This is a genomic window from Nocardia tenerifensis NBRC 101015, assembly GCF_000308715.1.
Lineage (GTDB): Bacteria > Actinomycetota > Actinomycetes > Mycobacteriales > Mycobacteriaceae > Nocardia > Nocardia tenerifensis.
In genome coordinates this window covers 47,363-72,562 of record NZ_BAGH01000288.1, presented here as the reverse complement: position 1 = coordinate 72,562, position 25,200 = coordinate 47,363, and the positions used below count along the sequence as shown (strand labels likewise).

Here is a 25,200-nt window from a genome sequence, read left to right as displayed (position 1 = left end):
GATCGATTGCTGCGGGTCGGCTCGTCGAACCTCAACAACCGTTCGATGGGCTTCGACACCGAATGCGATCTGGCCGTCGAGGTCACCCCCACCACCACGAACGGCGACCTGCTGCGAGAGACCATCCTCGACATCCGTCGCCAGCTGATCTGCGAACACCTCGCCGTCGACCCCGCGAAATTCGACGCCACCCTCGCCGAAACATCCTCGCTCCTACAGACCGTGGAGGCATTGCGCGGCAACGGCCGAACCCTGGTGCCATTCGATCCCGAAACCGTAGAGAACGAGGACAGCCCCCTGGCGGAAAACGAATTCATGGACCCCGAACGCACCCCACCAAGCCTGTGGGACAACCCGTTCCTGAGCCGCGGCATCCGCAGACTGAAAGCCGCACGAGCAGTCCGCTGACCCCCGCGGGCAAACCGCGACGGTCGAGATGAACCGCGAGGCCGCCGCTCCCCGTGGCAAGGAGCGGCGGCGTCGGCTACCCGATCTCGACCGGCGACTCACTCGGTCGATCGACCGCAACGCGCCGCGTGCGCAGTAGCGTCAGTCCGAGCAGCGCGGCCGCGACGCAGAATCCGGCGCTGATCCAGGAGCCCGTCGACATGGCGGCGGTGAAGGCCTCCTTGGCGGGCTCGGCGAACCCGAGTTGGAGTGCGGCGCCGATGGATTCGCGTGCCGCGTCGGGCACCTCCGCCGGCATGTGCTCGGTGAACACACCGGCGAGCACGCTGCCGAGAATGGCGATGCTGATCGCCATGCCGACCTGCTGCAGCGTGTCGTTCATGGCCGACCCGACGCCGGCGTGCTCGAGCGGAATCGCGCTCATGATCGCGGCGTACGCGGCCGGCCCGGCCAGACCACCGCCGACACCCATGACCAGCATGCTGACCAGGATCGCCAGGTACCCCTCGCTGACCGCGAGGATCGCGAACGCTCCGCCCATGACCAGCAGCCCGGACACGATCAGCGTCTTGTTGCTGAGTTTCTTGCCGAGCGTCGCGCCGAGGCCGTTGAACGCGGCGGCGGCCACGGCGTAGGGCAGCAGCGCCAAGCCGGCCTTCATCGGCCCGTATCCGAGCACGAACTGCAGGTATTGGGTGAGCATCAGCATGACCGCGCCCATGCCGAACACCATCAGCAACAGCGTCAGCGCGGTGCCGGTGAAGTCCCGATTGCGAAATACCGCCAGCGGCAGCATCGGATGCGCGGACCGGCTCTCCCACACCACGAACCCGGCCGCGGTCACCACGGCCAGCGCGATCATGCCGACGTTCCACTCGCGCTCGATGATCACGTAGACCGTCGAGACCAGCGCGACGATCGACAGCAGCACGCCGATCAGGTCGATCGGCCGCTGCTCACCGGTGGTCTCCGGCATCAGCACCAGCGCCGCGACGATGGCGAGCACCGCGACCGGGATATTGAGCAGGAACACCGATCCCCACCAATAATGTTGCAGCAGAAGCCCGCCCAGTGTCGGCCCGGCGACGATGCCGACCATCGAGACGGTCGACCACGCGGCCATCGCCTTGCGTCGTTCATCCTCGGCGAAGGTGGTCATCAGGATGGAGATGGTCGACGGCATCAGCAGCGATCCGCCGACACCCATCAGGACACGCGCGACGACCACATGCCACGGCTCGGTGGCCAGCACCGCGGCGAGCGAGGCCACGCCGAATACGGCGAGGCCGTAGACCAGCATCCGGCGCCTGCCGAATCGGTCCGACAGGCTGCCCGCGGTGAGCAGCAGTCCGGCGAAGACCAAGACGTAGGCGTCGAGGATCCACTGCACGTCCGACGGCGTGGCCCCCAACTCGCGAATCAGCGACGGGATAGCGAGATTGAGCACAGTGCTGTCGAGCATCAGCACCAGCAAGGACAGACAGAGAACAGCCAGCACCCACCAGCGGCGCGGGTCTCGTACAACGTTCGATTCCACTCGCACAGCGTACGATGACATCGAACACTGTGCGAGTGAATATAGAATCGCTCCGTGACCAAGCAGTTCACCTCGGTATGGCTTCGCGAACCGCGGCAGCCCAAGGAGTCGGGCCTACGCCTCGACCACATCGTCGGCGCCGCCGTCGAGCTTCTCGACGCCGAGGGGCTCGACGCCTTGAGCATGCGCAAGATCGGCGCCAAACTCGGCGCGGGCGCGACCAGCCTCTACTGGTACGTCGGCAACAAGGACGAATTGCTGGAGTGGGTTCTCGACGAGTTCTGGAGCATGGTCGAGGTGCCCGAGCCCGACCAGGCGCCGTGGCGCGAGGTCCTGACCGTCTTCGCCTACAACTTCCGCGAGACCCTGCGCGCGCACCCGTGGGCGGCGACGCTGATCGGCCAGCTGCCGAGCATGGGCCCGAACGCGTTGCGGCTCACCGATCGGCTGCGGCGCGCCTACCTGGCCGCGGGTTTCCACGGTATCGACATCTATCTCGCCAGCGGCACGGTGATGTCCTACGTGCTCGGCGTCATGATGCCCGAGATCGCCTGGACCAAAACGTACGGACACGAAGAGATCGAACGGGCCGAAATGCTGACGATGATGGAGCACGCGGCCGCGGACTTTCCCGAGCTCATGGCCGACTACCGGGAGACCGCGCCGACCGATTGGGACACCGCGCGGGCCATGGCGTTCGACTTCGGGCTGCTGTGTCTGCTGGACGGTCTCGAGCGCAGGCTGGACGGAAAGCCGCAGGGAAATAGTTCCTGACCCACCGTCTTTCGCGTTCTGCGGTGGGTAGTGCGCGGTTCGGAGATAAACTGTAACGAGTTCTAATTCATGGACCGAGGAATCGGTGCACCTCGCGCTAACGAGGTGCACGGGAAGGCGTTCGCGTGAGCAGCCACACCGTTCTGGGTCAGGAAGTTCTCATGCCGGTGCGCATCCGGCTCGCGCACGCGTTCATGGCGAGCTATCTGGTTCCCGTCGACGCCGCACAGCGCCTGATCGACTACTCCGGCCTGCGCGTGCTGCGACTGCCCGGTGGCCGCGCGATGTGCTCACTCGTCTTCGTCGAGTACGTCGACGGAGATCTCGGTCCCTACAACGAGTTCGGCGTCGCGTTCATGGTCCGGCAGCACACCGCCGACCCCTCGGTCCGCTTCGGCGATCTCCGGGCCTTGGCGACGAGCCGTGCGGGAGTCCTCATCCACCGTTTGCCGGTCGACGGTGATTTCACCCTCGCGGCCGGTCGGGGGATCTGGGGCTTCCCGAAGGAACTCGCCGATTTCAGCGTCCGCCACGACGGGGGAGTGCGCCACGGCGCGCTGCGCCAGGACGGCGCGCTCATCGCGGATCTGACTGTCCGCCAGGGCATTCCCACTCCGCAGCGTCGAAACACAGCCTCCTCGTTCGACGCTTACTCGCACATCGACGGCGTCACCCGGTGCACACCGTGGCGGATGGAGCCGTCCGGCGTGCGCGCCCGGCTCGGCGGCGCCACGCTCACCCTCGGCGACCATCCCATCGCGGAGGAGTTGCGGTCGCTGCGGTTGCCTCGGCGAGCCGTCATGACGTCGACCATCGACCGGCTGGCCATGACGTTCGAGGATGCCGTCGCGGTGTAGTTCACCACGGATCTGCCTGCGGGAACGGCAGTCGATTCGGTCGAGTAACCGCATGATCACGGCCTCGCGCGGCTCATGGACGCCTTCTGTCGGTCCGGTTAGGGTGACGTAGCGGATTGTTTGCTCGCGCGGTGTCGCAGATTGTTCGGTGCGCACGGCGTGCGGTCGCGGACCTTCCCGCTCGCAGCACGAAGCCGACCGGTGTGGGAGAGGTGCCTGTGAACTCCGACGACCAGCGCGAACTTCTGGCGTCCAGTGACGTCCAGAGAAAGCGCGGAGCGGCGGGGAAGATATGGGAGAAGCTTCCGGCGATGCACGGCCCGCGGCATCTCGACGGGGCCGCCTCGGCGATAAGTTTCCTGATCGGATACTCCGTAGCCGGCGCGGAGGTCGGGGTGTTCGTGGCGATGCTGGTCGCCGTCGTGCTCGGCGCCGTACGACTGATGCGCGGCGACTCGGTGCGGGCGGTCGCGGTTCTGGTGATTCTGGTGTTCGTCGAGATCACCGCCGAGGGGCGCGGTTTCTACCTGCCGGAAGTAGCGTGGAGCGTCGTGATGACCGTGCTGTTCGGCGCGACGCTGCTCACCGGTGCGTCGCTGAGCTTCGCTGTGACCCGCGAGGTTCGGCCTGCGCCCGGCGATCCCACCGGCCGGTTGCGGGCGCATCGCCGAGTCACCTTCGCCTGGTTCCTGTTCCGGGCTGTGCACGTCGCGGTGATGGCGCCGCTTCACGTGGCCGACAAGGTTGTCCGCGACTCCTTCGCATCGAACTTCGGCAATCCCGCGCTGGCGCGCATGCTCGCGCCCACCCGGCTGTGGGTACGCGACGAGCCGATCGTCCGAGCCGGGGCGGCATGACGCTGCCGAGCCCCGACGCCGAGTCGGAGGACGGGGAAGAAGAGGTCGACTATCGGTTCACCCTCGCCAACGAGCGAACGTTCTTGGCGTGGATGCGCACCTCGCTCGGCCTGCTCGCCGGCGGCGTCGCGGTGCACACGCTGGTGCAGCCGTTCCGGATGGGCGGCGTGCGGCGGGCCTTGGCGTTGAGCTGTCTGGTGCTGGCGGTGGTGGTCGCCGTCGGCGCGTACGTGCATTGGCGACGGGTGGGCGCGGCGATGCGCCGCGGAGATCCGTTGCCCGACACGGTGATGGTGCCGATCCTGTCCGCGGGTATCGCGGTCGTCTCGGTGCTCGCGGGCATCGCGGTGTTGCTGCGATGAGCCGGGCCGGGCTTGCCGCCGAACGCACCGCCCTGGCCTGGCGGCGAACGGCGGTGGCCGCGATGCTCACCGGCGCCTTGTTCCTGAACCATGCTGTGAGCAGCGGGTGGCGTCCCGCACTGATCGCGCCGATCGTCGCCGCGGTGGCCATGGCGGCGCTGGCGGTCATGGGGTACCTGCGCAACCGCGATCTGCACAAGGGTCGCTACGGCTTCGGCGGGCGGTCCGTCGCGGCCGCGACCGCGGTCGTGGTGATCGTCGCCGTCATCGCCGCCGTCATCCAGTTCACCGCACCCTTGCCTGAGACCCTAGGAGGATGAGATGAGCACAGCGACCGAGCCGAGCGCCTTCATCGTCGCGGAGCAGCGCCGCGCCGCCGCCGCGATGCCGTTCGCCGACACCGCCGATCTCGCGGACGCCGATCGCGGGTTCATCGCCGCGCTCGAGCCCGGCGTCGTCACCGCGGAAGACGGAACGGTGGTGTGGGACAACGACTCCTACAACTTCCTGCGCGAATCCTGCCCCGCTTCGGTCAATCCCAGTCTGTGGCGTCAGGCCGGTTTGGTCGTCAAGCAGGGGCTGTTCGAGGTCGTCGAGGGCATCTATCAGATCCGCGGCCTCGATCTCTCCAACATGACGCTGGTCGAGGGGGAGACCGGTGTGCTGGTGATCGATCCACTGATCTCCATGGAGACCGCCGCCGCCGGACTCGCGCTGTATCGAGCGCACCGCGGTGACCGTCCGGTGACCGGCCTCGTCTACACCCATTCGCACGTGGACCATTTCGGCGGCGCACTCGGCGTGACCACCACCGAAGACGTTGCCGCCGGGCGTTGTCCGGTGCTCGCCCCGGCCGGATTCCTGGAACACGCTGTGGCCGAGAATGTTTACGCGGGCACCGCGATGTCGCGGCGGGCAGGCTACATGTACGGCGCGGTGTTGCCGCGCGGGCCGCTCGGCTCGGTCGGTGCGGGGCTAGGGCAGACCACCTCGGTCGGGACCGTGACGTTGATTCCGCCCACCGTCGACATCACCGCGACCGGGCAGGAGGAGACGATCGACGGGATCCGCATCGTCTTCCAGCTCACGCCCGGCACCGAAGCGCCCGCCGAGATGAACTTCTACTTCCCGGATCGCCGAGCCCTGTGCATGGCCGAAAACGCCACGCACACACTGCACAACCTGCTCACGCTGCGCGGAGCGCTCGTCCGTGACCCGCACGTCTGGGCGAAATACCTCACCGAGGCGATCAACCTGTACGCGCGCCGGTCCGACGTGGTGTTCGCCTCCCATCACTGGCCCACCTGGGGAACCGACCGGCTCGTGGAATACCTTGCGCTGCAACGTGATCTATACGGATACCTGAACGACCAGACGCTACGGCTGCTGAATCAGGGCTACGTCGGGGCCGAGATCGCCGAAATGCTCACCCTCCCAACGGCTGTCGAGGGCAGCTGGCACACGCGCGGGTACTACGGGTCGGTCAGTCACAATGTCAAAGCCATCTACCAGCGGTACATGGGCTGGTTCGACGGCAACCCGGCGCATCTGTGGGAGCATCCGCCGGTCGATTCCGCCATCCGGCACGTCGAGTTCATGGGTGGCGCCGAGGAGGTGTTGCGCAAGGCACAGGCCTCCTACGACGCGGGCGACTACCGGTGGGTGGCCCAGGTCGTCAACTACGTGATCTACGCCGACCCCACCAACGACGCCGCGAAAGCCTTGCAGGCCAGCACCTTCGAGCAACTCGGGTACGGCGCGGAGAACGCCACCTGGCGCAACTTCTATCTCAGCGGCGCGTACGAACTGCGCTACGGCCCGTTCGGCACGCCGACCAAGGCCAATGCGCCGACCATGTTGGCCGCGCTGTCCGTCGAGCAGATTTTCGACGCCATGGCGTTGCGCGTCGACGGGCCGAAGGCGTGGAATCAGCGTGTCGTCGCGGACTGGCAGATCACCGACGAAGACCGCACGCACCGTCTCGAGCTGCGCAACGGGCGGTTGACCCACTACGACCGGCTCGAGGAGATGTCGCTGCCGGAGCCCGACGCGACCTTTACGTTGAGCAAGGCGACGCTCGTGCGGGTGCTGTTGTCCGGCGAGGATTTCGGGGTCGCGGCCGCCGCGGGCGACATTCTCATGGAAGGTGACGTCACCAAGTTGGCGGAACTTGTCGGCGTGTTCGACGCTCCCGACCCGGATTTCACGATTGTCACGCCGCGGGGGACGATCGGTTAGCTCGTCGCCGGGAACGATCGGTTAGTTCGCTGCCGGGAACGATCGGTTAGCTCGTCGCGGGGAACGACCGGTCAGTCGCCGCGAAAATTGCTCGACCCGTGCAACGACTCTCCTTACGGTGGTGATCATGTCAACCGAACCGTCGACCGATAGGCCTCCACTCCGTGATCGTCTGCGCGCCGCGCTGTCCGTCGCCATGAAGTCCCGTGATCGTCAGGCCGTCACCGCCCTGCGCGCCACCCTGGGTGCCATCGATAACGCGGAGGCCGTGGACGTCGGCGACCACCGCGCCGGCTCGGTAGAGAGCAGCGCCGTCGGCCTCGGCGCCGCCGAAGTGGCCCGCCGCGAACTCACGGAAACGGACATCGAACAGATCGTCCGGGCCGAGATCGCCGACCGCCACAAAGTCGCCGAAGAATATGAGGCCCTCAACCGGGCGGAACACGCCGACGATCTGCGCGCCCAAGCCCGGACGCTTACCGAGTTGCTGTAGTTCCACGCACCCGGTCGAGGTACTAGCCGAACGGCGGTTGGCGGGGTTGCTGTCGACGCCTGGCTACTTGCGGGAGCCGCATGGCTGGGGCCGCTTGCTGATAACCGCAGTCGGCCGAGCGACGCACGCCGAGAATCGTTGATTCGATGTCGCGCCGGACGGTTTGTATGAAGCGCTGGCGTTCGGCGGTTCGCGCTGAACGGCGCGGGTTCACGATCCATCTGTCAAAGCCGGATCGAGCCTGATGATCCGGCTCTAGGCCGAAGGCGCGGTGATGGCCGACTTCGTTTGGCCGATTCGCGCAGGCAGGGTGCCGTGGTGATCCCGGTCGTGAGACAGAACGGCGCGAGAGTTGTTTCAACGTGTTCGGTCAGGGGAGCTGGGGAGCGTCTTGATGTAGCGGCCGGCGATGAAGCGTTGGACGAGGCGTACTACGGGGCCGCCGAGGCGGGTGTACCAGGTGGCGGGGCGGGAGAAGGCGGCCACCACGCCGTACACGGAGTCGTCGGCCGAATCGTATTCGACGGCGAACAGTTCCTCCCCGATCGCCGGGTGGCCAGGCAGCGTGCCGTAGGCGAACCCTCTCTGGTTGGGTGCGGCGAGCACATAGACGACCCGGCACGGTGCGATGATCGCCAACGGCCCGACGCCGAGCCGCACCGTCACCCGCGCACCCGGCTCAGCCTTCACCGTCGACGCATCATGAAAGATCCCCGTCCCCTTCTGCATCCGATAATCCAGAATCGCCGCCCCCGCATGCTCGAACAGCGCCCGCCCATACCCGATCCGCCGCCGCACCCGAAACCGGTGATACCCCCGCGGCATCTCCCCACTCGTCGCCCCAACCTCCGAATAGGTGAACGGCAGATCCCCAGCCACATGCTCCATCCCTCGATCTTCACCCCCAGCCCACCCCCTGGAAAGCAATCCACTAAGTCTCTTACGACACGCCGCCCGCCCCGCCCAGGCACCCTCACCCGCGCACCGCACCCGCCTTCGACCACCCTGCCACCGCCATTCATCACCGACGCCTTCCACTGCGACCGACGTCTGCCACCGCCGCCGACGCTGCCGCCGACGTCTGGCCGCTGCCACCGCCTCTTGCTGCGCCTACGCCTGCTGCTGCCGCCGTCGCCTGCTGCTATGCCGCCGATGTCTGGCCGCTGCCACCGCCTCTTGCTGCGCCTACGCCTGCCGCTGCCGCCGCCGTCTGCTGCTCGCCGCTCGTCGCTCGTCGTCTGCTGCTTGCCGTCTGCCGCCTGCTGCCCGCCGCCTTCTGCTTGCCGTCTGCCGTCTGCCGCCCGCCGCCCGCCGCCTGCTGCTTGCCGCCTGCTGCTCGCCGCTCGTCGTCTGCTGCTTGCCGTCTGCCGTCTGCCGTCTGCCGCCTGCTGCTTGCCGCCTGCTGCTTGCCGTCTGCTGCTCGCCGCTCGTCGCCTGCTGCTTGCCGCCCGCAGCGTGTGGCTTGTGGCTTGCCACCTGCGGTTCGCTGCTGCCCGCGACTTGCTGTCTGCCGCCCGCTACCCGCCGGAGTGCCTCGACGAGCTGTACGGCATCCACATCGGCGCCGACCAGAAGCTCACTGTTCAGCGACGACCATGCCCGAAATCTCAACGGGGACAACCTGTCCCGCCAGGTCTGCCCGAACCCGCCTACCGGCAGCTGCTCTTCTCCGAGCGCCGCATCGCTATCCTTCGCGGCCCACGTGCTCCAGTCGCTGGCGAATTCGTTGCGCTGCTGCGCACCGCTGGTCCAAGGTGAAGTCAGGACCGCGTAACCGGCTTCAGTCGTAGAGGACTTCTGCGCAGCAGGCCCAGTGGATCCAAGTACTCACGTCGCCGCCGACCACCGCCCTCGCTTCGCAAGCCCCAGTGCAAGCACGTCCCGCAACCTTCGTGCCCGGACTCCAAAGTGCCGATCCGACTTCCACGCTCGACCCGTCGCCCGACGGCAACCTCTGCATGCACCGGTTCGTAGGTGGTTCGCAGCCCGCCTGGATGATCGATCGATATCACCGGTTTGTCGGCCACCGTGCCGGCGAACACCACGATCCCGTCACCGGCCGCCAGCACCGGCTGCCCCGGTGCACCGGACAGATCGACTCCGCGATGCCCGGGGAGCCAGTCCTGTGCGGGCTTGTCGAACCGTCGCAGCACGCTCGGCCGAGGTTGCAGCGGCCAATCGAACTGGCCGGTGGGTGCGGTCGCCGCTACCGGGTTCTCGTACACCACCAGGACCAGCGCGAGCCCCACGAGAATGGTGACGAACAAGCGCGCACAGTTCCTCAGCATCGCCCGAGATCACTTGCCCGCCACCGGCGACAGCACCATCGGGGCCGGCTCGACGAGTCCGCAGAATTCGGAATCACTCGGCGACATGAAAAATGGTGCGGGACCGACGTATTCGCAGAACTCGGGATCGAGCGGGGAGGTAGGCAACGGCTCGGGACCGACCATCGCAGTCAGCCACGGAAGCAAGCCGACGAGACCAACCGCCACACGCAATGGCGCCGGGTGCACCGCCCCGCACTGCGAACCAGTGCACGCCGCCGACGCACCAGAAGCCGGCCCCTCTCGCGCATCACCCAAGATCCGCAACGGCGCAGGCCGCACCATCCCGCAGAACGACCCCGTGCACCCCGCCACCTCGACACCAGGCGAAGCCCCCGCCTGAACCGTGCCCTGAGCCTCAGCCGCCACCGGCGGCGCGGTCAACACCCCGAGCACGAAGAAGAGCGGTATAACCAGCGTCATCATCGAAGAAATCGGATTCGAAGGCATGCCCCAAAGCCTCATCCGCCCACCCCCCGCCGCGAAACCCCCACCCCCGCAATTGTGGACAACTTTCTCCACTGTGGACACCGGAGGTTTCACAGAATGGCAAAGCAATCTCGCTCGTCGCAAAGAAGTGGGTGTCCATCCACTTCACCCGAGCCGGTTCGTGGCTCACTGCAACGCCGCCGTCTGCGACGAGATCGAGGTGCCGCTAGGAGGTAAGGTAGCTTTCGTACGCCCCGGGTCCGCCTCTGCATTGCATGCCGCCCGGGGCATGGCTTTGTCTGTGCCCTTGCCGGGTTTCTCCCCACCCTCAGTTGCCGGGGGATCGCTCTCACGGACCACACTTTCACTTGGGTCCGAGCCAGGGTCGTATCCGAATGCACCAAATCTTGACGGCGTGCATGGTGGTCTGGAGAGGATCTCCTGGGTGGCGTCGGCTGTCCGTCACGCACGGTCAATCCCGCCCCTGACAGGCCGATTTAGAAGCTGGGCCCGCAACCCCGTAGACTGATCAAGCGGTCTGTGCCTGCATGGACCGACTTCGCGCGCCACCCCGTGCTTGTTCGCAACGGCGCTGCACGAATCGAGTTCATCATCAATCGGTTCGCGGCGGTGTCCGGGCGGAGCAGGGAGTCGTCGGCTGGTCCCCACCCTCGCGGTCGGGTCCGATGGCTCGGAGGCGCCAGGGCAGTGGATCACCGATTCGCTGCGTCAACCGGCAAACGAAAGAGAGATACGAGAGCCATGGCTGTCGTAACAATGAAGCAGCTGCTGGACAGCGGCGCGCACTTCGGGCACCAGACTCGGCGCTGGAACCCGAAGATGAAGCGGTTCATCTTCACCGACCGCAACGGCATCTACATCATCGACCTGCAGCAGACGCTGACCTACATCGACAAGGCCTACGAGTTCGTCAAGGAGACTGTCGCCCACGGTGGCACCGTTCTCTTCGTCGGCACGAAGAAGCAGGCCCAGGAGTCGATCGCGGCCGAGGCGACTCGCGTCGGGATGCCCTACGTCAACCAGCGCTGGCTGGGTGGCATGCTCACCAACTTCTCCACCGTGCACAAGCGCCTGCAGCGCCTCAAGGAGCTCGAGGCGATGGAGCAGACCGGTGGCTTCGAGGGTCGCACCAAGAAGGAAATCCTCATGCTCACGCGTGAGATGAACAAGCTCGAGCGCACCCTCGGCGGTATCCGCGACATGGCCAAGGTGCCCTCGGCCATCTGGGTCGTCGACACCAACAAGGAGCACATCGCCGTCGGCGAGGCGCGCAAGCTGAACATCCCGGTCATCGCGATCCTGGACACCAACTGCGACCCCGACCTGGTCGACTACCCGATCCCGGGCAACGACGACGCGATCCGTTCCGCCGCGCTGCTGACCAAGGTCGTCGCCTCTGCGGTGGCCGAGGGCGTGCAGGCGCGGGCCGGTCTGTCCTCGGGCGACGACAAGCCGGAGTCGGGCGCGGGCGAGCCGCTGGCCGAGTGGGAGCAGGAGCTGCTCGCTTCGGCCGCGCCCGCCGCCGACGCGCCGGCCGAGGCTTCGGCTGAGGCCCCGGCGGAAGCCGCGTCCGTGGAGACCCCGGCCGAGGCCTGAGTCTCTTAACTCGCTGTTCCAGCGGTGATCATGATCGCGTGCGATGGTGATCACCGCTGCCCAGTATCTCCAGAACTTTCTCCGAAGGAGGCTCGCCACCCATGGCGAACTACACCGCTGCCGATGTGAAGCGGCTCCGGGAGCTCACCGGCTCCGGGATGATGGACTGCAAGAACGCGCTGGCCGACACCGACGGTGACTTCGACAAGGCCGTCGAACTGCTGCGCATCAAGGGCGCCAAGGACGTCGGCAAGCGTGCCGAGCGCACCACCGCCGAGGGCCTGGTCACCGCCAAGGGCGGCGTCATGGTCGAGATCAACTCCGAGACCGACTTCGTCGCCAAGAACGCGGAGTTCCAGGCGCTGGCCGACCAGATCGTCGCCGCCGCCGCGGACGCCAAGCCGGCCGACCTCGACGCGCTCAAGGCCCTCGACCTCGGTGGCCAGACCGCCGACGAGGCCGTGCAGGCGCTGGCCGCCAAGATCGGCGAGAAGCTCGAGCTGCGTCGTGTGATCTCCCTCGACGGCCCGGTCGCGACCTACCTGCACAAGCGGGCCTCGGACCTGCCGCCCGCCGTCGGCGTGCTGATCGAGTACCAGGGCGAGGGTGACGCCGCGGCCGAGGCCGCCCGCGCCGCCGCCATGCAGGTCGCCGCGCTCAAGGCGAAGTACGTGACCCGCGACGAGGTTCCGGCCGACATCGTGGAGAACGAGCGCCGCATCGCCGAGCAGACCGCTCGCGAAGAAGGCAAGCCCGAGGCCGCGCTGCCGAAGATCACCGAGGGCCGCGTCAACGGCTTCTTCAAGGACGTCGTGCTGCTCGAGCAGTCGTCGGTCACCGACTCGAAGAAGACCGTCAAGGCCCTGCTGGACGAGGCAGGCGTCACCGTGACCCGCTTCGCCCGCTTCGAGGTCGGCTCCAACTGATCACGCCCCGCGCGCATCTCGGCGACCACCGGGATCCAGCCGCGGGACGGGTCTTGCCGGACTCACTGTCACATAGCGAGCAGGCCCCCCGTCGAACCGATCCGCCGGTTGACGGGGGGTCTTCTCATGCCGCCGAACACTCATAGGGCAGGATAGGGGCCGCTCCGTGTTGAGGAGCCTTTCCGAGCTGCCGAATTCTGTGACGCACTGACCTGCCGAGAACAACGTTGACCGCCGAAGGAGAAGAACACCCATGACGGACCCGGGGACCGCTCGCCCAGGATATCGCCGGGTGCTTCTCAAGTTGGGCGGCGAGATGTTCGGTGGCGGCCGGGTCGGCCTCGACCCCGACGTGGTGGAGACGGTCGCCGAGCAGATCGCCGAGGTGGTCGCCACCGGCGTGCAGGTGGCCGTGGTGATCGGCGGCGGCAACTTCTTCCGCGGCGCCGAGCTGGAGGAGCGCGGCATGGAACGCGCCCGCTCCGACTACATGGGCATGCTCGGCACCGTGATGAACAGCCTTGCGCTGCAAGACTTTCTGCAGAAACAAGGGATCGAGACCCGCGTGCAGACCGCGATCACCATGGGTCAGGTCGCCGAGCCCTACCTGCCGCTGCGCGCCAAGCGTCACCTGGAGAAGGGGCGCGTCGTCATCTTCGGCGCGGGCATGGGCATGCCGTACTTCTCCACCGACACCACCGCCGCCCAGCGCGCGCTGGAGATCGGCGCCGAGGTGGTGCTGATGGCCAAGGCGGTCGACGGGGTGTTCAATGCCGATCCCAAGGTCGACGAGAACGCCACCATGTTCTCCGAGATCACCCACAAAGAGGTCATCGAGCAAGGCCTCAAGGTCGCCGACGCGACGGCCTTCAGCCTCTGTATGGACAACCAGATGCCGATGCTGGTGTTCAATTTGTTGACGAAGGGCAATATCGCCCGAGCGGTCGCCGGTGAGAAGATCGGCACATTGGTTCGGTCCTGACCCCGCGACCCGCGGATCATGACGATGACGACGCAGTGGAGGAAACGGTCGTGATTGAAGAAGCGCTCTTCGACGCCGAGGAGAAGATGGAAAAGGCTGTCACAGTAGCGAAAGACGATCTATCGGGCATCCGCACCGGACGTGCCAACCCGGGTATGTTCTCGCGGATCGTCGTCGACTACTACGGCTCGCCGACCCCCATCACCCAGATGTCCAGCATCACGGTGCCGGAGCCGCGCATGGTCGTGATCAAGCCGTACGAGCAGGCGCAGCTCGGCGCGATCGAGACCGCGATCCGCAACTCCGATCTCGGTGTCAACCCCACCAACAACGGTGACATCATTCGCATTTCGGTGCCGCAGCTGACCGAGGAGCGGCGTCGCGAACTGGTCAAGCAGGCCAAGGGCAAGGGCGAGGACGCGAAGATATCGATTCGCAATGTCCGCCGCAAAACCATGGACGAACTCTCGCGCATCCAGAAGGATGGCGAGGCGGGTGAGGACGAGGTCGGGCGCGCCGAGAAGGACCTCGACAAGACCACCGCGAAGTATGTCGGACAGATCGACGAACTGGTCAAACACAAAGAAACTGAACTGCTCGAGGTCTGATGTCCGCGGCGGCGGAGCAGCGTTTATGCCGCCGATGCACGCAGCAGGCCCGCTCGGGCGGGGGACGAACGGAACGACGAGTTGAGCGACGGGACAATCGTGGCCGAGAACGCCGCCGCGACCGGTGCGGCTGAGGAGCCGAGGCCGGTGAGCGGCACAGCCGATGCGAGGCAGGAGCACGTGCGCGATGCGGAAGCGTCGGGCTACGAGCCGTTAGCCTCGGATTCGGCGTCGGGCCACGAGGTTTCGTCGGTGGATCCGGTCGCTGGTCGTGGTGTCGACGGGGCCGGGCACACGGTCGCGACAGCCGGTCTCGGCTCCCAGCCTGCCTCCGGTGTCGCGCCGTCCAGCATGTCTGCCTGGGCGGCTGGTCAGCAGACCGTTCCGGTGCCGTCGCCGGCCGAGCACGACCCGGAGGCGCACGGCCCCAACGCGGTGCTCGCCGCGCCTCCCGCGCCCGGTTCACGCGCGGGACGGAATCTGCCCGCGGCATTGGCCGTCGGTTTCGGCCTCGGACTCTCCCTCATCGCGATCCTGCTGTTCGTGCCCAAGGTCTTCATCGGTGTCGTCGGCGTAGCGGTCGGCGTCGCCACCTGGGAGGTCGTCAAACGGCTGCGCGAGGCCGACGTCCTGGTGCCGCGTATCCCGTTGATCGTCGGCGGCCAAGCCGTGTTCTGGCTCGGCTGGCCCTACGGCGCCAGCGGCGTCACCGGAGCGTTCGCCGCCACCGCGCTGACCTGCATGGTGTGGCGTTTGTTCGACCACGGACTGCAAACCGCCCCGCGAAACTTCCTGCGCGACACGGCCATAGCCATTTTCACGCTCGCCTGGATCCCGCTGCTCGCCTCGTTCGCGACCCTGCTGCTGCTCGAGCCCGACGGCAACCTGCGGGTGCTGACCTTCATGATCCTGGTCGTCTGCTCCGACGTCGGCGGCTACGTGGCCGGCGTGCTGTTCGGCAGGCACCCCATGGTCCCGTCGATCAGCCCGAAGAAATCCTGGGAGGGTTTCGGCGGGTCGCTCGTCTTCAGCGTCATCGGCGGCCTGCTCACCGTCACCCTGCTGCTCGACGCCAACTCCATGATCGGCGTCGTCCTCGGCATCGGCCTCGTCCTCGTAGCCACCTGCGGCGACCTGATCGAATCCCAGATCAAACGCGAACTCGGCATCAAAGACATGGGCACCCTCCTCCCCGGCCACGGTGGCATCATGGACCGCCTCGACTCCATGCTCCCCTCCGCCTTCGTCTCCTGGCTCGTCCTCTCGACCCTGCTCTGAGCAGGGACTATAAATATTTGCCGCTCCTGCTCGAAAAATTTATACTCGCAGGATGTCGGAGAACAAGCTCGCGCGCGCGGAGGTCGCCGTGCTGTCGTTTCTGCTCGGCAGCCCTGCTCCCCAGCGTCAGGTAGGCATCGCAGAAGCCACTGGGGTAACGCAGGCGCGCGTCTCGCAGATCTTGTCCGCCGCCGACGCGCGGGGTTGGACCGAGCGTGGCGCGGACGGCTGGCAGGTTCGTCAGCCTCGTGAGCTTTTCGAGCGCCTCGCGGCAGCCCGCCCGCCCAAGGTCGACGTCATCGAATCCTGGTACAGCCTCGACGACATGCCTCGCCAGATCGAACTAGCGCTCGAACACGCTGCGGCTCAGAGAGTTTCACTCCAGGTCTGCGGTGACTGGGCGGCGGATAGAGTCGCGCCTTGGCGTATCCCGGACATTGTCTTTCTGCATGCCGACTCTCGCTTGGAGCTGGAGCAAGCAGGTTTCGTGCCCGTCGAAACGAGTCCGGCCGATGCGACCATCGTGGTGACCGTGGGCAAGCTCGTCCCGGGACTGCACCTTGACCCGTCGATCGCCGCGGCGATGGGTGGACCGTCTGCGCAGGCGTGGCCGCTTGCCCCGGTTACCGAGATCGCCAGGCACCTTTTGTCGGGCGACGCCCCGGATGCTGTGGAAGCAGTCGCCGAGCTCGAGGAGCGGTTCCTCGCCGCACGCAGCGAGCTCGAGCGCGTCGCGTGATCGAGTTGAAGATCGCCAGCGGATCACGAGCCGAGGACGGCGCATACTTGGCATTGGCCGATGCTGCGGTCGCCGCGGCCGCTCTCGAGTCGTGGGCAGTGATCGGCGGACACATGGTCAATCTGCATGTATTACGCAGCGGTGTCTCCGTCCCACTGCGCGCGACCAGGGACGCCGACCTCGCGGTAGAGCTGGTCACGATTCGGGATGGTGTGCTCCTGGATCGGTTGCGAGGCATGGGCTATGACAATCCACGCTCCGGTAACCGATTCGAACGTTCCGTCGGTGGGACCTCCGCGACCATCGACCTGCTGGCTCCGTCATTCACCGATCAACATGTTCCCAACCTCGACGCCGGGCCGATCGCCGTCGATGGCATTCCCGCGGTCCACGTCGCGTTGGTGCGGGAGCCGATATGGATCGCACTCGGCGCCACGCTGGTCGACGGCACTGAAGTCTCTGCCCGCATCGCGATACCGGATATCGCGACGGCTATCAGCATCAAAGTCTTCGCATACATCAGGCGTCTCACTCCACGTGATGCCGAAGATATCGGACGACTCCTCGAGTGTCGGCACGCCGACCGGACGCCCTGGCCTACCGGAACCACTTTCGCGGAGGCGCGCGGCCTGTTGCGAGAACACTTCGACCACCCGGGACGCGCATTGCGAAACTGGCATGGCAATCCGGCTCGAGTGCGCGCGCTCGTTCGGGCACTTACACCCTGACGACCGCGTCTACTTCTTCGCGACGCGGCGTAGTTGCAGGATGCGGAGGCCGCCGACGAGGGCCATCACCAGGGCTCCGCCGATGACGGAGAGTAGGACGGCGACGCCGAGGGGGAGGGAGAAGTGCCAGAAGAATAGGCCGACGTCGACCTGGTCGAGGTTCTGCAGGATGAAGACCAGTAGGACGATCAGGATCAGCGCGCCTGCGATCAGGCTCATCCACGTGGTGCCGGTGCGGGTGGACAGCGATTGACGGGTCTTGGTGGGTGCGGTGACCGGCGGGGTGGTGGCCGGGGGCGTGGTGGCCGGCTGTGTTGGGGCTGTGTGCTGGCCCGACAGGTCGGGGTCGGGCTCAGACACGTGTTCTGCGTTCGTGGACATACCGGGTCATTGCCCACTGCTATGTCGGTTACACGTATTTCCCAGCAACGAACCGGTCAATAGCACACGGGCGAGTGCGCGGCCCATTCGCCCAGATGGGAGAATGGAACGATTATGACCGTCTCCCTGCCCCTCGTCTTCGATGCTCCGCGCCGTGGCATGCCGCCCCGGCATCTCGCCGACCTCGACGCCGAGGGCAGGCGAGCAGCCGTCGAGGAGCTGGGACTGCCCAAGTTCCGCGCCGACCAGATCGCTCGCCAGTACTACGGCAGGCTGCAGGCCGACCCCGAACAGATGACCGACCTGCCCGCGCCCGTGCGCGAAAAGATCGGCGAGGCGCTCTTCCCGCAGCTGATGTCCGTCGTCAAGCACGTCGCGTGCGACGCGGGCGAGACGCGAAAGACCTTGTGGCGCGCGGGCGATGGCACGCTTCTGGAAAGCGTCCTCATGCGTTACCCGGATCGCGCCACCCTCTGCATCTCCAGCCAGGCCGGCTGCGGCATGGCCTGTCCGTTCTGCGCGACCGGCCAGGGCGGACTGAACCGCAACCTGTCCACCGCCGAGATCGTCGACCAGGTTCGCGCCGCGGCCGCCGCGATGCGCGACGGCGAGGTCGCCGGCGGGCCGGGCCGCCTGTCCAACATCGTTTTCATGGGTATGGGCGAACCACTTGCGAACCTTCGTCGGGTTATTGCTGCAGTGCGGCGGATCACGTCGCCGGTGCCGGATGGTTTCGGTATCTCGCAGCGCGCTGTGACGGTGTCGACGGTCGGTCTGGCTCCGGCGATCCGCAAGTTGGCCGACGAGGACATGTCAGTGAGGCTCGCTGTCTCCCTTCACACTCCGGACGATGAGTTGCGGGACACGTTGGTGCCGGTGAACAACCGCTGGCCGATCGCAGAAGTTCTTGACGCCGCGCGTTATTACGCCGACAAGTCGGGTCGACGGGTGTCGATCGAGTACGCGCTGATCCGAGATGTCAACGATCAGCCGTGGCGGGCTGACTTGCTCGGCAAGAAGCTACACAAGGCCCTGGGCTCTCGCGTGCATGTCAACGTCATCCCGCTCAACCCCACTCCCGGCAGCAAATGGGATGCCGCCCCTAAACCGGTCGAACGCGAATTCGTTCGCCGTGTCAACGAACAGGGCGTGCCCTGCACCGTCCGCGACACCCGCGGTCAGGAGATCGCCGCCGCCTGCGGGCAGCTCGCTGCTGAGGCGTAGCCCTGGATCGAATGCTTCGCTCGCAGTAGCCTTCTCCACGATGACACGCAGGAAACGGGCCCCGGTTCCAGAGGATGTTCTCGGTCGTTGGCGGATCGTGGAGATGGACACCTGGGACTGCGACGCGATCGATCTGTGCGGTCCCGGGTGCATCGAGTTCTGCGCGAATGGCACAGGTGAGTTCGCGATCATCGCGGTGAACGGCGGTATGGATTGTCGCCCGGAGCAGCACGGCGGTCGTGATGGCGTTGGTTTCAGCTGGGAAGGCCACGACGAAGGTGACCTGGCGAGCGGGCGTGGCTGGGCGGTTGTGACCGATGAGAGAGTTCTCTGCGGATACCTGTACTTCCATCTGGGTGACGAATCCGGTTTCCGTGCTGTGCCATTCGGCTCCGCGGCACCCGAGGAACAACATTGAGCGAATACCAGTATTACGAGTTCGTCGCGGTGGATCGGCCGCTGACCGAATCTCAGCAGGCGCAGGTGCGTGAGCTGTCGATCCGGGCTCGGATCACCGCGACGCGGTTCGTCAACGAATACCAGTGGGGGGACTTCCAAGGCGATCCGGTCCGCATGGTGGAGCGCTACTACGATGCGCACCTGTATGTGACCAATTGGGGCACACACCGTTTCCTGTTGAAGTTGCCGCGAACGGCACTCGGCCGGGATGTTGTCGATCAGTATTGCGTCGGCGACTATGTGACGGCTCGGGCGGTGGGGGAGCATCTGCTCATCGATATGACCAGCGGCGAGTACGACGGCGACTGGGAGGAATCCGCGGAGGATTCGCTGTCGGTGCTGATCGGTGTGCGTGCTGAGTTGGCCGGCGGTGATCTGCGTGCGCTGTATCTGGCTTGGTTGGCTGGATACGGCACCTGGGAGCGTGACGAGGATGCCTTCGACCGCGACCGCGACGAGGAGCTCGAGCCGCCGGTGCCGCCCGGCCTGGGTGCGCTTACCGCTGCGCAGCGGGCGTTGGCGGAATTCCTGCGGGTGGACCCGGATGTGCTCGCGGTCGCGGCGGTGGCGAGTCCGAATCTGGCTGCCACTACCGATGATCCGAGTGCGGTGGCCGCGTGGATTTCTGGTCTGGATGTTGCGGACAAGGACGGGCTGTTGCTGCGGGTGGCGCTCGGTGAGTCCACGGCGGTCCGGTCGGAGTTGCTGCGCGGCTATCGCGGCGGTGCTGCACAACCGGTGATGGCGGGCACTCGTACGGTCGCGGACCTCCTCGACGGTGCGGCACGCCGGCGAGCTGAACGGGAACGCGCCCAGGCTGCGGGACGGGACCGTGAATTCGCTCGGCAAGAGGCTGAATACGTCCGCGAGCGGGAACGGCGCTTGCGCCGTGTGGCCGCGGAAGGGGAGGCGGTTTGGGGCCGAGTGGAGGCGCTGGTCGAAACTGGCAGGGGCCGTGCCTACGATGAAGCCGCCGAGTTGTTGGCTGATCTGCGTGAGCTGGCCGAACGTGACGGGCACACAATCGAATTCGTTTGTTGTGTGGCGAACCTGCGGGATCGGCACGCTCGTCGGCCGGCTTTTCTCAGGCGACTCGCGGATCCCAGCATCACCCGGTAGCCCCTTCTGGGCGGGTAACCGGGACGATCAAGACGGAGGACTCGAGCCCGGCGAAGTCTGTGGGATTGGTGGTGTACAGCGGCAGTCCGTTTCGCGCTGCGGTCGCGGCGATCATGAGGTCGGCCGTCCGTCGACGCGGTTGTCGGCCGATCGCGTATACCGTGGCGCAGGGTCAGCACCTATACGACCGCCGTGAACACAGCGCGCTCGTCGACCGGTTCGGTCCCACCGCCTTGACGACGCGGCTCGAACTTCGGTAGCACAGGCTCGACCAGCTCCCACAACTTATCGGGCACCAGCCGCTTCGACAACTCCTCGGCCATGACCGAACATCATGCCGCCCATCGGATTTCGACATGCCGAAAACGGCATGAGACAAGGTCTCAGCCCGATTTTCGGGGGTCGGGGAATCCGAGTTCGACGTAGCCGGGGGCGCGTTTGCGTAAGGACGATGCGATCACGGGCACCAGCGTGTCGTGATAGTCGTGCACTGTTGCGACGGTCTTTCCTGAGTGCGTGCGGGTGATCCGTCCTGCGTATTGGACCAGGAGTTTCGGGAAGGTGACTGGGGCCGCGAGGAAGAGCGTGTCGAGGCGGGGGCAGTCGAACCCTTCGCCGATGTAGGAGGCGGTGCCGACGATCAGCAGCGGACTGTCGCTGGTCTCTATTCGGGTCTGGATATTGCGGCGTTCGGAGGCTTTCGTTCCGCCCTTCAATTGGATCACTTCCGTGCAACCGGCTGCGGTGAGCGCGTCTGCCAGAGCGGTGAGGTGCGTGACCCAGCGGGTCAGCACGAGCACGTGTGCTCCGTCCTTATGGGCGCGGAGCACATCGCCGACGATTTGACGGCACCGCTCCTTATCAGCAGCCAGTGCCCGATAGATCTCCGCGATTCCGCCGGGCTGGCTCGGATCGGCGTCGCCGGTATAGACGAAGAGGTGTGATGGACGTGGAGTTGCCTGTGCGGTGCGGGAATGGTGCCCTCGGTCGGGAATTCGCCCGGTTTCGGTGCGGCGATGGTGTGGGTGTTGGAACCGAGTTGGTGGTAGACGAGGTCTTCGAGTTGGTCGCGCCGCTCGGGCGTGGCGGTCAAGCCCAACCAGTAGCGAGCAGGGATCTGGTTGAGGACGTCGGTGAACGCCGACGCTGCGACGTGGTGGCATTCGTCTACGACGATGAATCCGTACGGGCCGGTGATCTCGGCGACGTTGCCTCGGCGGGCCAGGGTGGGCAGCAACGCTATGTCGACGGTCCCGGTGGTCTTCGATCTGCCGCCGCCGATTTGCCCGCATCGAAGACCAAGGTGTTCAAGGAGACGTTGGCGCCACTGATCTGCGAGTGCCTTGCGGTCGACGAGCACGAGAGTCGAAGTCGATCGAGCGGCTATGGCCGCGCAGGCGATCACTGTCTTGCCGGTGCCGGGCGGCGCTACGACCACAGTGTGCTCGTGTTGTTCGATGTGCCGCACCGCTTGGCGTTGTTCGGAGCGCAGCTCGGCAGCGCAGGAGAATTGCTGCGAGGTCCCGGAAACGCGTTGGTCATCAATGTGCAGCGTGGAGTCGGCCGATTCGACCAGGGTTGCGAGCAGTGTGAGAAGGCCGCGGGGAAGGATGAGGTCGCCGTCGAGGGTTTCGTCGTAGCTGCGGATGAATCGTGGAGTGTCCCAAGTGCTTCTGCGTGCGCGTTGCCGGTTGAAGAACTCGGGATTTGGGATACTCGCGGCGTGCTTGACCGCCGAGATCATCGCAGGTCCCAGATCGGCGGCGGTGAGGGTGAGGCGGGCGGCGAAGGTCGTTCGGATGAGCGCAGCAGGCCGTGGAACGATTTTCGACGAGGTCGGCAGCGACAGCTTGTGCACCTTGTGGCCTGTCGCCGGTTCGGCGACCGCACGAGCCAGCGTGGTGAGGTGCTGTGAACTCAGGCGCGGGATGCTGGACAGGTAGGCCCACTGGTCCTCGAAGGGCTCCAGCGTGGCGGGATCGAGGAACAGAGTCGTGCCGTGTTGGCGTCGTGCGCCATTGAGCGGCGCGGCGATCAGATTGCCCATGCCTTTGCCGGTGTGGGTATCCTGCGACGGGAAGAGGCGGTCATAGCTGGCCAGGCTCATGCTGCCGCGCAGAGCGATGGCTTCTGCCAGAAGAGCTGTCGCTAATCGGCGTGCGGTGGCCGCGGGAACGGCGTGGGCGAAGAAGATCCAGACGTGCGCGCCACGTCCGGACTGGGATACTTCCAGGGCGGCTGGAATGTCCTCGCTGCGGGCGGCTTTCACGTAGGCCAGCGCGTCGAGCATCGCGGTGTCCTTGTCGAAGTCGGCCGCTACCCACCAGCAGGAGTCGTCGTCACCGAGAGCGTAGAAGCCGATGTGTTGGTCGCCGCGCAGATGTTTGGCGACGACGTCGGGGGTGAGGCGACCGTAGTCGAGGCTTTCGCGACTTGCTCCTTTGATCCAGCGGCCATTGATCGCGGGCATCCATCCAGACCGTCCATCGCGCTTGTTTTCCCAGCGCACCGCGTAGACGTCCTTGCGGCAGCGGAACAGATCCGTGTAGAAGCGGACCTTGTCCTCGGGACTGGAACGCATGTCGACCGGCGTGTTGGTGCCGGTCTGGTCGGGATCTACGGCAGCGGCTTGCTCCGGAGTCAGACGCAACAGGTTCCGCAGGCGGAGGTTTTCGGCACGTAGAGTGTCGAGTTCGCCGGGGTATCGCTCCACGGGGTCAGTCTGCCCGATCGGGTGTCCACCATCCGCGCGGGCAGCTGCTCGGATGGTTGTTTCCGTGAGCGCGGGCCGAAGCGCTTTCGTTTTATTCGAAAGCGGGGCATTATGGTTGTCATGGAGGTGCGATGACCGAGACGTTGAATGAGCGCACGCTGCTGCCTGAGCACTTAGACCAGCTTGCTGAGGTGCGGAGGTTCATGGACGCTGCGCTCGCGTCGACCGGCGCGACTGTGCTGAGGTCGGCCGAGGGCGAGGTGGTGACGTTGCCTGCTGAGGTGTTCGAGGGGCTGCGTTTGGTCGCGCTGGCGCTCTCCGAAGGCAAGGCGGTCACGGTCGCGCCGTTGCACACCACGTTGACCACGCAGGAGGCTGCCGAGTTGCTTGGGATGAGCCGGCCCACGTTGGTGAAGTTGTTGGATGCGGGGGAGATTCCCTTCGCGCGGCCCGGACGACATCGGCGCGTGCGTTTGACCGACGTCCTGGCGTTTCGGGAGTACCGGCGCGCCGAACGCACCGCAGGATTGTCCGAGTTGACGCGGATCTCCGAGGACCTGGAGCTTTATGACGACGAGCCGCCCGAGCCGTTGCGGCGGCACGACTGATGCAACGGGTGTTCCTCGATACCTGCGTCTTATACCCGGCCCACCTGCGCGACACCCTACTCCGCCTGGCGGAGGCCGACCTGGTCCAGCCGCTGTGGTCGGCGGAAGTGCTGGCGGAGCTGCGGCGGAATCTCTGTCTGCGGCATGCGGGCGACGAATCGGCGGGGAAGGTCGATCGGCTGATCAGCACGTTGAACGGCTTCTTCGCCGATGCCATGGTCGAGGGATATGAGGAACTGGTCGAGAGGATGGAGAACCATCCCAAGGATCGGCATGTGCTCGCGGCGGCGTTGCAGGGCAACGCCGATGTGCTGTTGACGTTCAACCTCAAGGATTTCGCAGTCAGGCCCATCGGCGAAGGTTTCCCGGAATTGTGTCACCCGGACGCTTTTCTGCTGGACGTGTTGGATCTGGCTCCCGGCGAGGTGCTCAGACTTCTGTACAAACAGGTCGCCGAACACAAGCGGCCGCCGAAGCGAATCCAGGGGCTCCTAGACGTGCTGGATCGTTCCGGGGTACCCGGTTTTGCCGCCGAGGTACGCAGGCGTCTCGATTGAATTGCGGCGCGTACCGGCCGCCCGAGTATCGCCGCCGCATGTGAGGCAAGCCAGCGTCGCCTTTGCCTCGCAAAATGCGGGTCAGTTCAGCATCCTCGCAGGTCGCGGCGTTTGTAGAACGGGGGGCATGGGCGAACCGTTGGCCAACTACAAGCGGGTTGTCGCCGCGGTCCGCCGCATCACCTCCCCGTCGCCGGACGGTTTCGGTATTTCCCAGCGCAACGTGGTGGTGTCGACGGTCGGCTTGGCCCCCGCCATCCGCAAACTCGCCGACGAGGATCTCTCGGTGACCCTCGCGGTCTCCCTGCACACTCCCGACGACGAACTACGCGACACTCTGGTCCCGGTGAACAATCGCTGGCCGGTCGCTGAGGTTCTCGATGCCGCTCGCCACTACGCCGACAAGTCCGGCCGTCGGGTCTCCATCGAATACGCTTTGATCCGCGATATCAACGACCAGCCGTGGCGTGCGGACATGCTCGGCTCCAAGCTGCACAAGGCCCTCGGCTCTCGAGTCCACGTGAACGTGATCCCGCTGAACCCGACTCCGGGTAGTAAGTGGGACGCGAGCCCGAAACCTGTTGAGCGCGAGTTCGTTCGGCGTGTCAACGAACAGGGCGTGCCCTGCACGGTGCGCGACACCCGCGGCCAGGAAATCGCCGCCGCCTGCGGGCAACTCGCAGCCGAAGGATAGATCTCGCTGCCCACGCCAGCGCCCAACTAAACGCGCCTTCGACGACGGCCGATCTCCGAGCGTCGACTGGTCGCCCTTATCGAACCTGCGCATGCTGCGCGCCAAACTCATATGGCGTAGACCAGCCGTACCTTGTGTGCTCGGCAGAGCGTGGTGTCGAGGTTTTGCCACTCTCTTCGCTCGAGGAGAGATGTGCCGCCGGCTGGCGCGGGATCATTCTTGCTGCTGCTTCAGATCTGCCGACCGCTCTCATTGAGCCGAAGCACCGCGACCTCCTGCGTCACC

At 66.1% G+C, this 25,200-nt stretch carries 27 protein-coding genes and 2 pseudogenes; 21 read left to right on the top strand and 8 right to left on the bottom strand.

The window, feature by feature from the left end:
* Nucleotides 1–408 (top strand): annotated as a pseudogene (locus ON39_RS22580) (phospholipase D-like domain-containing protein); the annotation flags it as partial.
* A 76-nt stretch (nt 409–484) separates the two neighbouring features.
* On the opposite strand, the gene ON39_RS22575 reads toward ON39_RS22580, so the two are convergent.
* Nucleotides 485–1,945 carry an MFS transporter gene (locus ON39_RS22575; protein ID WP_040737356.1) on the bottom strand — a complete coding sequence of 487 codons (1,461 nt, stop codon included), beginning with the start codon at nt 1,943–1,945 and terminating at the stop codon, nt 485–487.
* A gap of 54 nt (nt 1,946–1,999) precedes the next feature.
* On the opposite strand from ON39_RS22575, the gene ON39_RS22570 reads away from it, so the two are divergent.
* From ON39_RS22570 to ON39_RS22540, 7 genes are all read left to right on the top strand, one after another.
* Nucleotides 2,000–2,719 (top strand): TetR/AcrR family transcriptional regulator, encoded by a 720-nt coding sequence (locus ON39_RS22570; RefSeq protein WP_040737355.1) that lies wholly within the window; start codon nt 2,000–2,002, stop codon nt 2,717–2,719.
* 125 nt (nt 2,720–2,844) lie between these two features.
* Nucleotides 2,845–3,576: an acetoacetate decarboxylase family protein gene (locus tag ON39_RS22565; RefSeq protein ID WP_040737354.1), complete on the top strand. Its 732-nt coding sequence runs from the start codon at nt 2,845–2,847 to the stop codon at nt 3,574–3,576.
* Between the two features lie 218 nt (nt 3,577–3,794).
* Nucleotides 3,795–4,433, top strand: coding sequence for a DUF3159 domain-containing protein (locus ON39_RS22560; RefSeq protein WP_040737353.1), 639 nt, complete (start codon nt 3,795–3,797; stop codon nt 4,431–4,433).
* Nucleotides 4,430–4,795, top strand: coding sequence for a YidH family protein (locus ON39_RS22555; RefSeq protein WP_040737352.1), 366 nt, complete (start codon nt 4,430–4,432; stop codon nt 4,793–4,795). Before ON39_RS22560 ends, ON39_RS22555 begins: the two co-directional genes overlap by 4 nt.
* A complete protein-coding gene (locus tag ON39_RS48225) occupies nt 4,792–5,115 on the top strand; it encodes a DUF202 domain-containing protein (RefSeq protein WP_051186929.1) in 324 nt (107 codons plus the stop codon). Before ON39_RS22555 ends, ON39_RS48225 begins: the two co-directional genes overlap by 4 nt.
* 1 nt (nt 5,116) lies before the next feature.
* Nucleotides 5,117–7,033 (top strand): alkyl/aryl-sulfatase, encoded by a 1,917-nt coding sequence (locus tag ON39_RS22545; protein ID WP_040737350.1) that lies wholly within the window; start codon nt 5,117–5,119, stop codon nt 7,031–7,033.
* 127 nt (nt 7,034–7,160) lie between these two features.
* A complete protein-coding gene (locus ON39_RS22540) occupies nt 7,161–7,526 on the top strand; it encodes a GatB/YqeY domain-containing protein (protein WP_040737387.1) in 366 nt (121 codons plus the stop codon).
* Nucleotides 7,527–7,883: 357 nt separating this feature from the next.
* Here ON39_RS22540 and ON39_RS22535 read toward each other — a convergent pair whose 3' ends face one another.
* The 3 genes from ON39_RS22535 to ON39_RS22525 form a co-directional block, all read right to left on the bottom strand.
* Nucleotides 7,884–8,414: a DUF1990 domain-containing protein gene (locus tag ON39_RS22535; RefSeq protein WP_040737349.1), complete on the bottom strand. Its 531-nt coding sequence runs from the start codon at nt 8,412–8,414 to the stop codon at nt 7,884–7,886.
* An 872-nt stretch (nt 8,415–9,286) separates the two neighbouring features.
* Entirely contained in the window at nt 9,287–9,814 is a 528-nt protein-coding gene (locus ON39_RS22530; RefSeq protein ID WP_083894630.1) for a M23 family metallopeptidase, read from the bottom strand.
* Between the two features lie 9 nt (nt 9,815–9,823).
* A complete protein-coding gene (locus ON39_RS22525) occupies nt 9,824–10,279 on the bottom strand; it encodes a hypothetical protein (protein WP_040737347.1) in 456 nt (151 codons plus the stop codon).
* Nucleotides 10,280–11,044: 765 nt separating this feature from the next.
* On the opposite strand from ON39_RS22525, the gene rpsB reads away from it, so the two are divergent.
* The 7 genes from rpsB (at nt 11,045) to ON39_RS22490 (ending at nt 17,160) form a co-directional block, all read left to right on the top strand.
* Nucleotides 11,045–11,899: a 30S ribosomal protein S2 gene (gene rpsB, locus ON39_RS22520; protein WP_040737345.1), complete on the top strand. Its 855-nt coding sequence runs from the start codon at nt 11,045–11,047 to the stop codon at nt 11,897–11,899.
* 101 nt (nt 11,900–12,000) lie between these two features.
* Nucleotides 12,001–12,825, top strand: a complete 825-nt coding sequence (gene tsf / locus ON39_RS22515) for a translation elongation factor Ts (RefSeq protein WP_040737343.1) — start codon at nt 12,001–12,003, stop codon at nt 12,823–12,825.
* A 253-nt stretch (nt 12,826–13,078) separates the two neighbouring features.
* Nucleotides 13,079–13,807 carry a UMP kinase gene (gene pyrH, locus ON39_RS22510; protein ID WP_040737341.1) on the top strand — a complete coding sequence of 243 codons (729 nt, stop codon included), beginning with the start codon at nt 13,079–13,081 and terminating at the stop codon, nt 13,805–13,807.
* A gap of 50 nt (nt 13,808–13,857) precedes the next feature.
* On the top strand, nt 13,858–14,415 hold the full coding sequence (gene frr / locus ON39_RS22505; RefSeq protein WP_040737384.1) for a ribosome recycling factor: 558 nt from the start codon (nt 13,858–13,860) through the stop codon (nt 14,413–14,415).
* Nucleotides 14,416–14,766: 351 nt separating this feature from the next.
* Nucleotides 14,767–15,693: a phosphatidate cytidylyltransferase gene (locus tag ON39_RS22500; protein WP_246002951.1), complete on the top strand. Its 927-nt coding sequence runs from the start codon at nt 14,767–14,769 to the stop codon at nt 15,691–15,693.
* A 52-nt stretch (nt 15,694–15,745) separates the two neighbouring features.
* Nucleotides 15,746–16,432 (top strand): MarR family transcriptional regulator, encoded by a 687-nt coding sequence (locus tag ON39_RS22495; protein ID WP_040737340.1) that lies wholly within the window; start codon nt 15,746–15,748, stop codon nt 16,430–16,432.
* On the top strand, nt 16,429–17,160 hold the full coding sequence (locus tag ON39_RS22490) for a hypothetical protein (RefSeq protein WP_040737339.1): 732 nt from the start codon (nt 16,429–16,431) through the stop codon (nt 17,158–17,160). Before ON39_RS22495 ends, ON39_RS22490 begins: the two co-directional genes overlap by 4 nt.
* Nucleotides 17,161–17,169: 9 nt before the next feature.
* Here the strand turns inward: ON39_RS22490 and ON39_RS22485 are convergent, their stop codons facing one another.
* Nucleotides 17,170–17,520: a LapA family protein gene (locus ON39_RS22485; protein WP_306307550.1), complete on the bottom strand. Its 351-nt coding sequence runs from the start codon at nt 17,518–17,520 to the stop codon at nt 17,170–17,172.
* A 135-nt stretch (nt 17,521–17,655) separates the two neighbouring features.
* Between ON39_RS22485 and rlmN the strand changes: the two genes are divergently transcribed.
* From rlmN to ON39_RS22470, 3 genes are all read left to right on the top strand, one after another.
* Nucleotides 17,656–18,765 (top strand): dual-specificity RNA methyltransferase RlmN, encoded by a 1,110-nt coding sequence (gene rlmN, locus ON39_RS22480; RefSeq protein WP_040737335.1) that lies wholly within the window; start codon nt 17,656–17,658, stop codon nt 18,763–18,765.
* Between the two features lie 103 nt (nt 18,766–18,868).
* Complete coding sequence (locus tag ON39_RS22475) at nt 18,869–19,183, top strand: hypothetical protein (protein WP_040737334.1); 315 nt, start codon at nt 18,869–18,871, stop codon at nt 19,181–19,183.
* A complete protein-coding gene (locus ON39_RS22470; RefSeq protein ID WP_040737332.1) occupies nt 19,180–20,343 on the top strand; it encodes a hypothetical protein in 1,164 nt (387 codons plus the stop codon). Before ON39_RS22475 ends, ON39_RS22470 begins: the two co-directional genes overlap by 4 nt.
* 179 nt (nt 20,344–20,522) lie before the next feature.
* Here ON39_RS22470 and ON39_RS22465 read toward each other — a convergent pair whose 3' ends face one another.
* The 3 genes from ON39_RS22465 to ON39_RS22460 are packed head-to-tail and all read right to left on the bottom strand — an operon-like array spanning nt 20,523 to nt 23,056.
* Nucleotides 20,523–20,666, bottom strand: a complete 144-nt coding sequence (locus ON39_RS22465) for a transposase (RefSeq protein ID WP_040737380.1) — start codon at nt 20,664–20,666, stop codon at nt 20,523–20,525.
* Between the two features lie 60 nt (nt 20,667–20,726).
* Nucleotides 20,727–21,143 carry a DEAD/DEAH box helicase gene (locus tag ON39_RS50775; RefSeq protein WP_246002931.1) on the bottom strand — a complete coding sequence of 139 codons (417 nt, stop codon included), beginning with the start codon at nt 21,141–21,143 and terminating at the stop codon, nt 20,727–20,729.
* Complete coding sequence (locus ON39_RS22460; RefSeq protein ID WP_246002930.1) at nt 21,131–23,056, bottom strand: TOTE conflict system archaeo-eukaryotic primase domain-containing protein; 1,926 nt, start codon at nt 23,054–23,056, stop codon at nt 21,131–21,133. Before ON39_RS22460 ends, ON39_RS50775 begins: the two co-directional genes overlap by 13 nt.
* Before the next feature lie 131 nt (nt 23,057–23,187).
* Here ON39_RS22460 and ON39_RS22455 point away from each other — a divergent pair, with 131 nt between their 5' ends.
* The 3 genes and pseudogenes from ON39_RS22455 to ON39_RS22445 form a co-directional block, all read left to right on the top strand.
* Entirely contained in the window at nt 23,188–23,664 is a 477-nt protein-coding gene (locus ON39_RS22455) for an excisionase family DNA-binding protein (protein WP_040737331.1), read from the top strand.
* Nucleotides 23,664–24,221 (top strand): PIN domain-containing protein, encoded by a 558-nt coding sequence (locus ON39_RS22450; protein WP_040737330.1) that lies wholly within the window; start codon nt 23,664–23,666, stop codon nt 24,219–24,221. The genes ON39_RS22455 and ON39_RS22450 overlap by 1 nt, the downstream gene beginning before the upstream one ends.
* A gap of 124 nt (nt 24,222–24,345) precedes the next feature.
* A pseudogene (locus ON39_RS22445) lies at nt 24,346–24,915 on the top strand (radical SAM protein); the annotation flags it as partial.
* Nucleotides 24,916–25,200 lie beyond the last annotated feature (285 nt).

Excerpts from the sequence above, each read along its gene's own strand:
- rlmN (WP_040737335.1), top strand. The coding sequence starts at position 17,656 with ATGACCGTCTCCCTGCCCCTCGTCTTCGATGCTCCGCGCCGTGGCATG.
- ON39_RS22450 (WP_040737330.1), top strand. The coding sequence starts at position 23,664 with ATGCAACGGGTGTTCCTCGATACCTGCGTCTTATACCCGGCCCACCTG.
- ON39_RS22475 (WP_040737334.1), top strand. The coding sequence starts at position 18,869 with ATGGACACCTGGGACTGCGACGCGATCGATCTGTGCGGTCCCGGGTGC.
- ON39_RS22500 (WP_246002951.1), top strand. The coding sequence starts at position 14,767 with ATGTCTGCCTGGGCGGCTGGTCAGCAGACCGTTCCGGTGCCGTCGCCG.
- ON39_RS22465 (WP_040737380.1), bottom strand. The coding sequence starts at position 20,666 with ATGGCCGAGGAGTTGTCGAAGCGGCTGGTGCCCGATAAGTTGTGGGAG.
- ON39_RS22540 (WP_040737387.1), top strand. The coding sequence starts at position 7,161 with ATGTCAACCGAACCGTCGACCGATAGGCCTCCACTCCGTGATCGTCTG.
- ON39_RS22495 (WP_040737340.1), top strand. The coding sequence starts at position 15,746 with ATGTCGGAGAACAAGCTCGCGCGCGCGGAGGTCGCCGTGCTGTCGTTT.
- rpsB (WP_040737345.1), top strand. The coding sequence starts at position 11,045 with ATGGCTGTCGTAACAATGAAGCAGCTGCTGGACAGCGGCGCGCACTTC.
- ON39_RS22530 (WP_083894630.1), bottom strand. The coding sequence starts at position 9,814 with ATGCTGAGGAACTGTGCGCGCTTGTTCGTCACCATTCTCGTGGGGCTC.
- tsf (WP_040737343.1), top strand. The coding sequence starts at position 12,001 with ATGGCGAACTACACCGCTGCCGATGTGAAGCGGCTCCGGGAGCTCACC.
- ON39_RS22545 (WP_040737350.1), top strand. The coding sequence starts at position 5,117 with ATGAGCACAGCGACCGAGCCGAGCGCCTTCATCGTCGCGGAGCAGCGC.
- ON39_RS22555 (WP_040737352.1), top strand. The coding sequence starts at position 4,430 with ATGACGCTGCCGAGCCCCGACGCCGAGTCGGAGGACGGGGAAGAAGAG.
- ON39_RS22455 (WP_040737331.1), top strand. The coding sequence starts at position 23,188 with ATGACCGAGACGTTGAATGAGCGCACGCTGCTGCCTGAGCACTTAGAC.
- ON39_RS22535 (WP_040737349.1), bottom strand. The coding sequence starts at position 8,414 with ATGGAGCATGTGGCTGGGGATCTGCCGTTCACCTATTCGGAGGTTGGG.
- ON39_RS22525 (WP_040737347.1), bottom strand. The coding sequence starts at position 10,279 with ATGATGACGCTGGTTATACCGCTCTTCTTCGTGCTCGGGGTGTTGACC.
- ON39_RS48225 (WP_051186929.1), top strand. The coding sequence starts at position 4,792 with ATGAGCCGGGCCGGGCTTGCCGCCGAACGCACCGCCCTGGCCTGGCGG.
- pyrH (WP_040737341.1), top strand. The coding sequence starts at position 13,079 with ATGACGGACCCGGGGACCGCTCGCCCAGGATATCGCCGGGTGCTTCTC.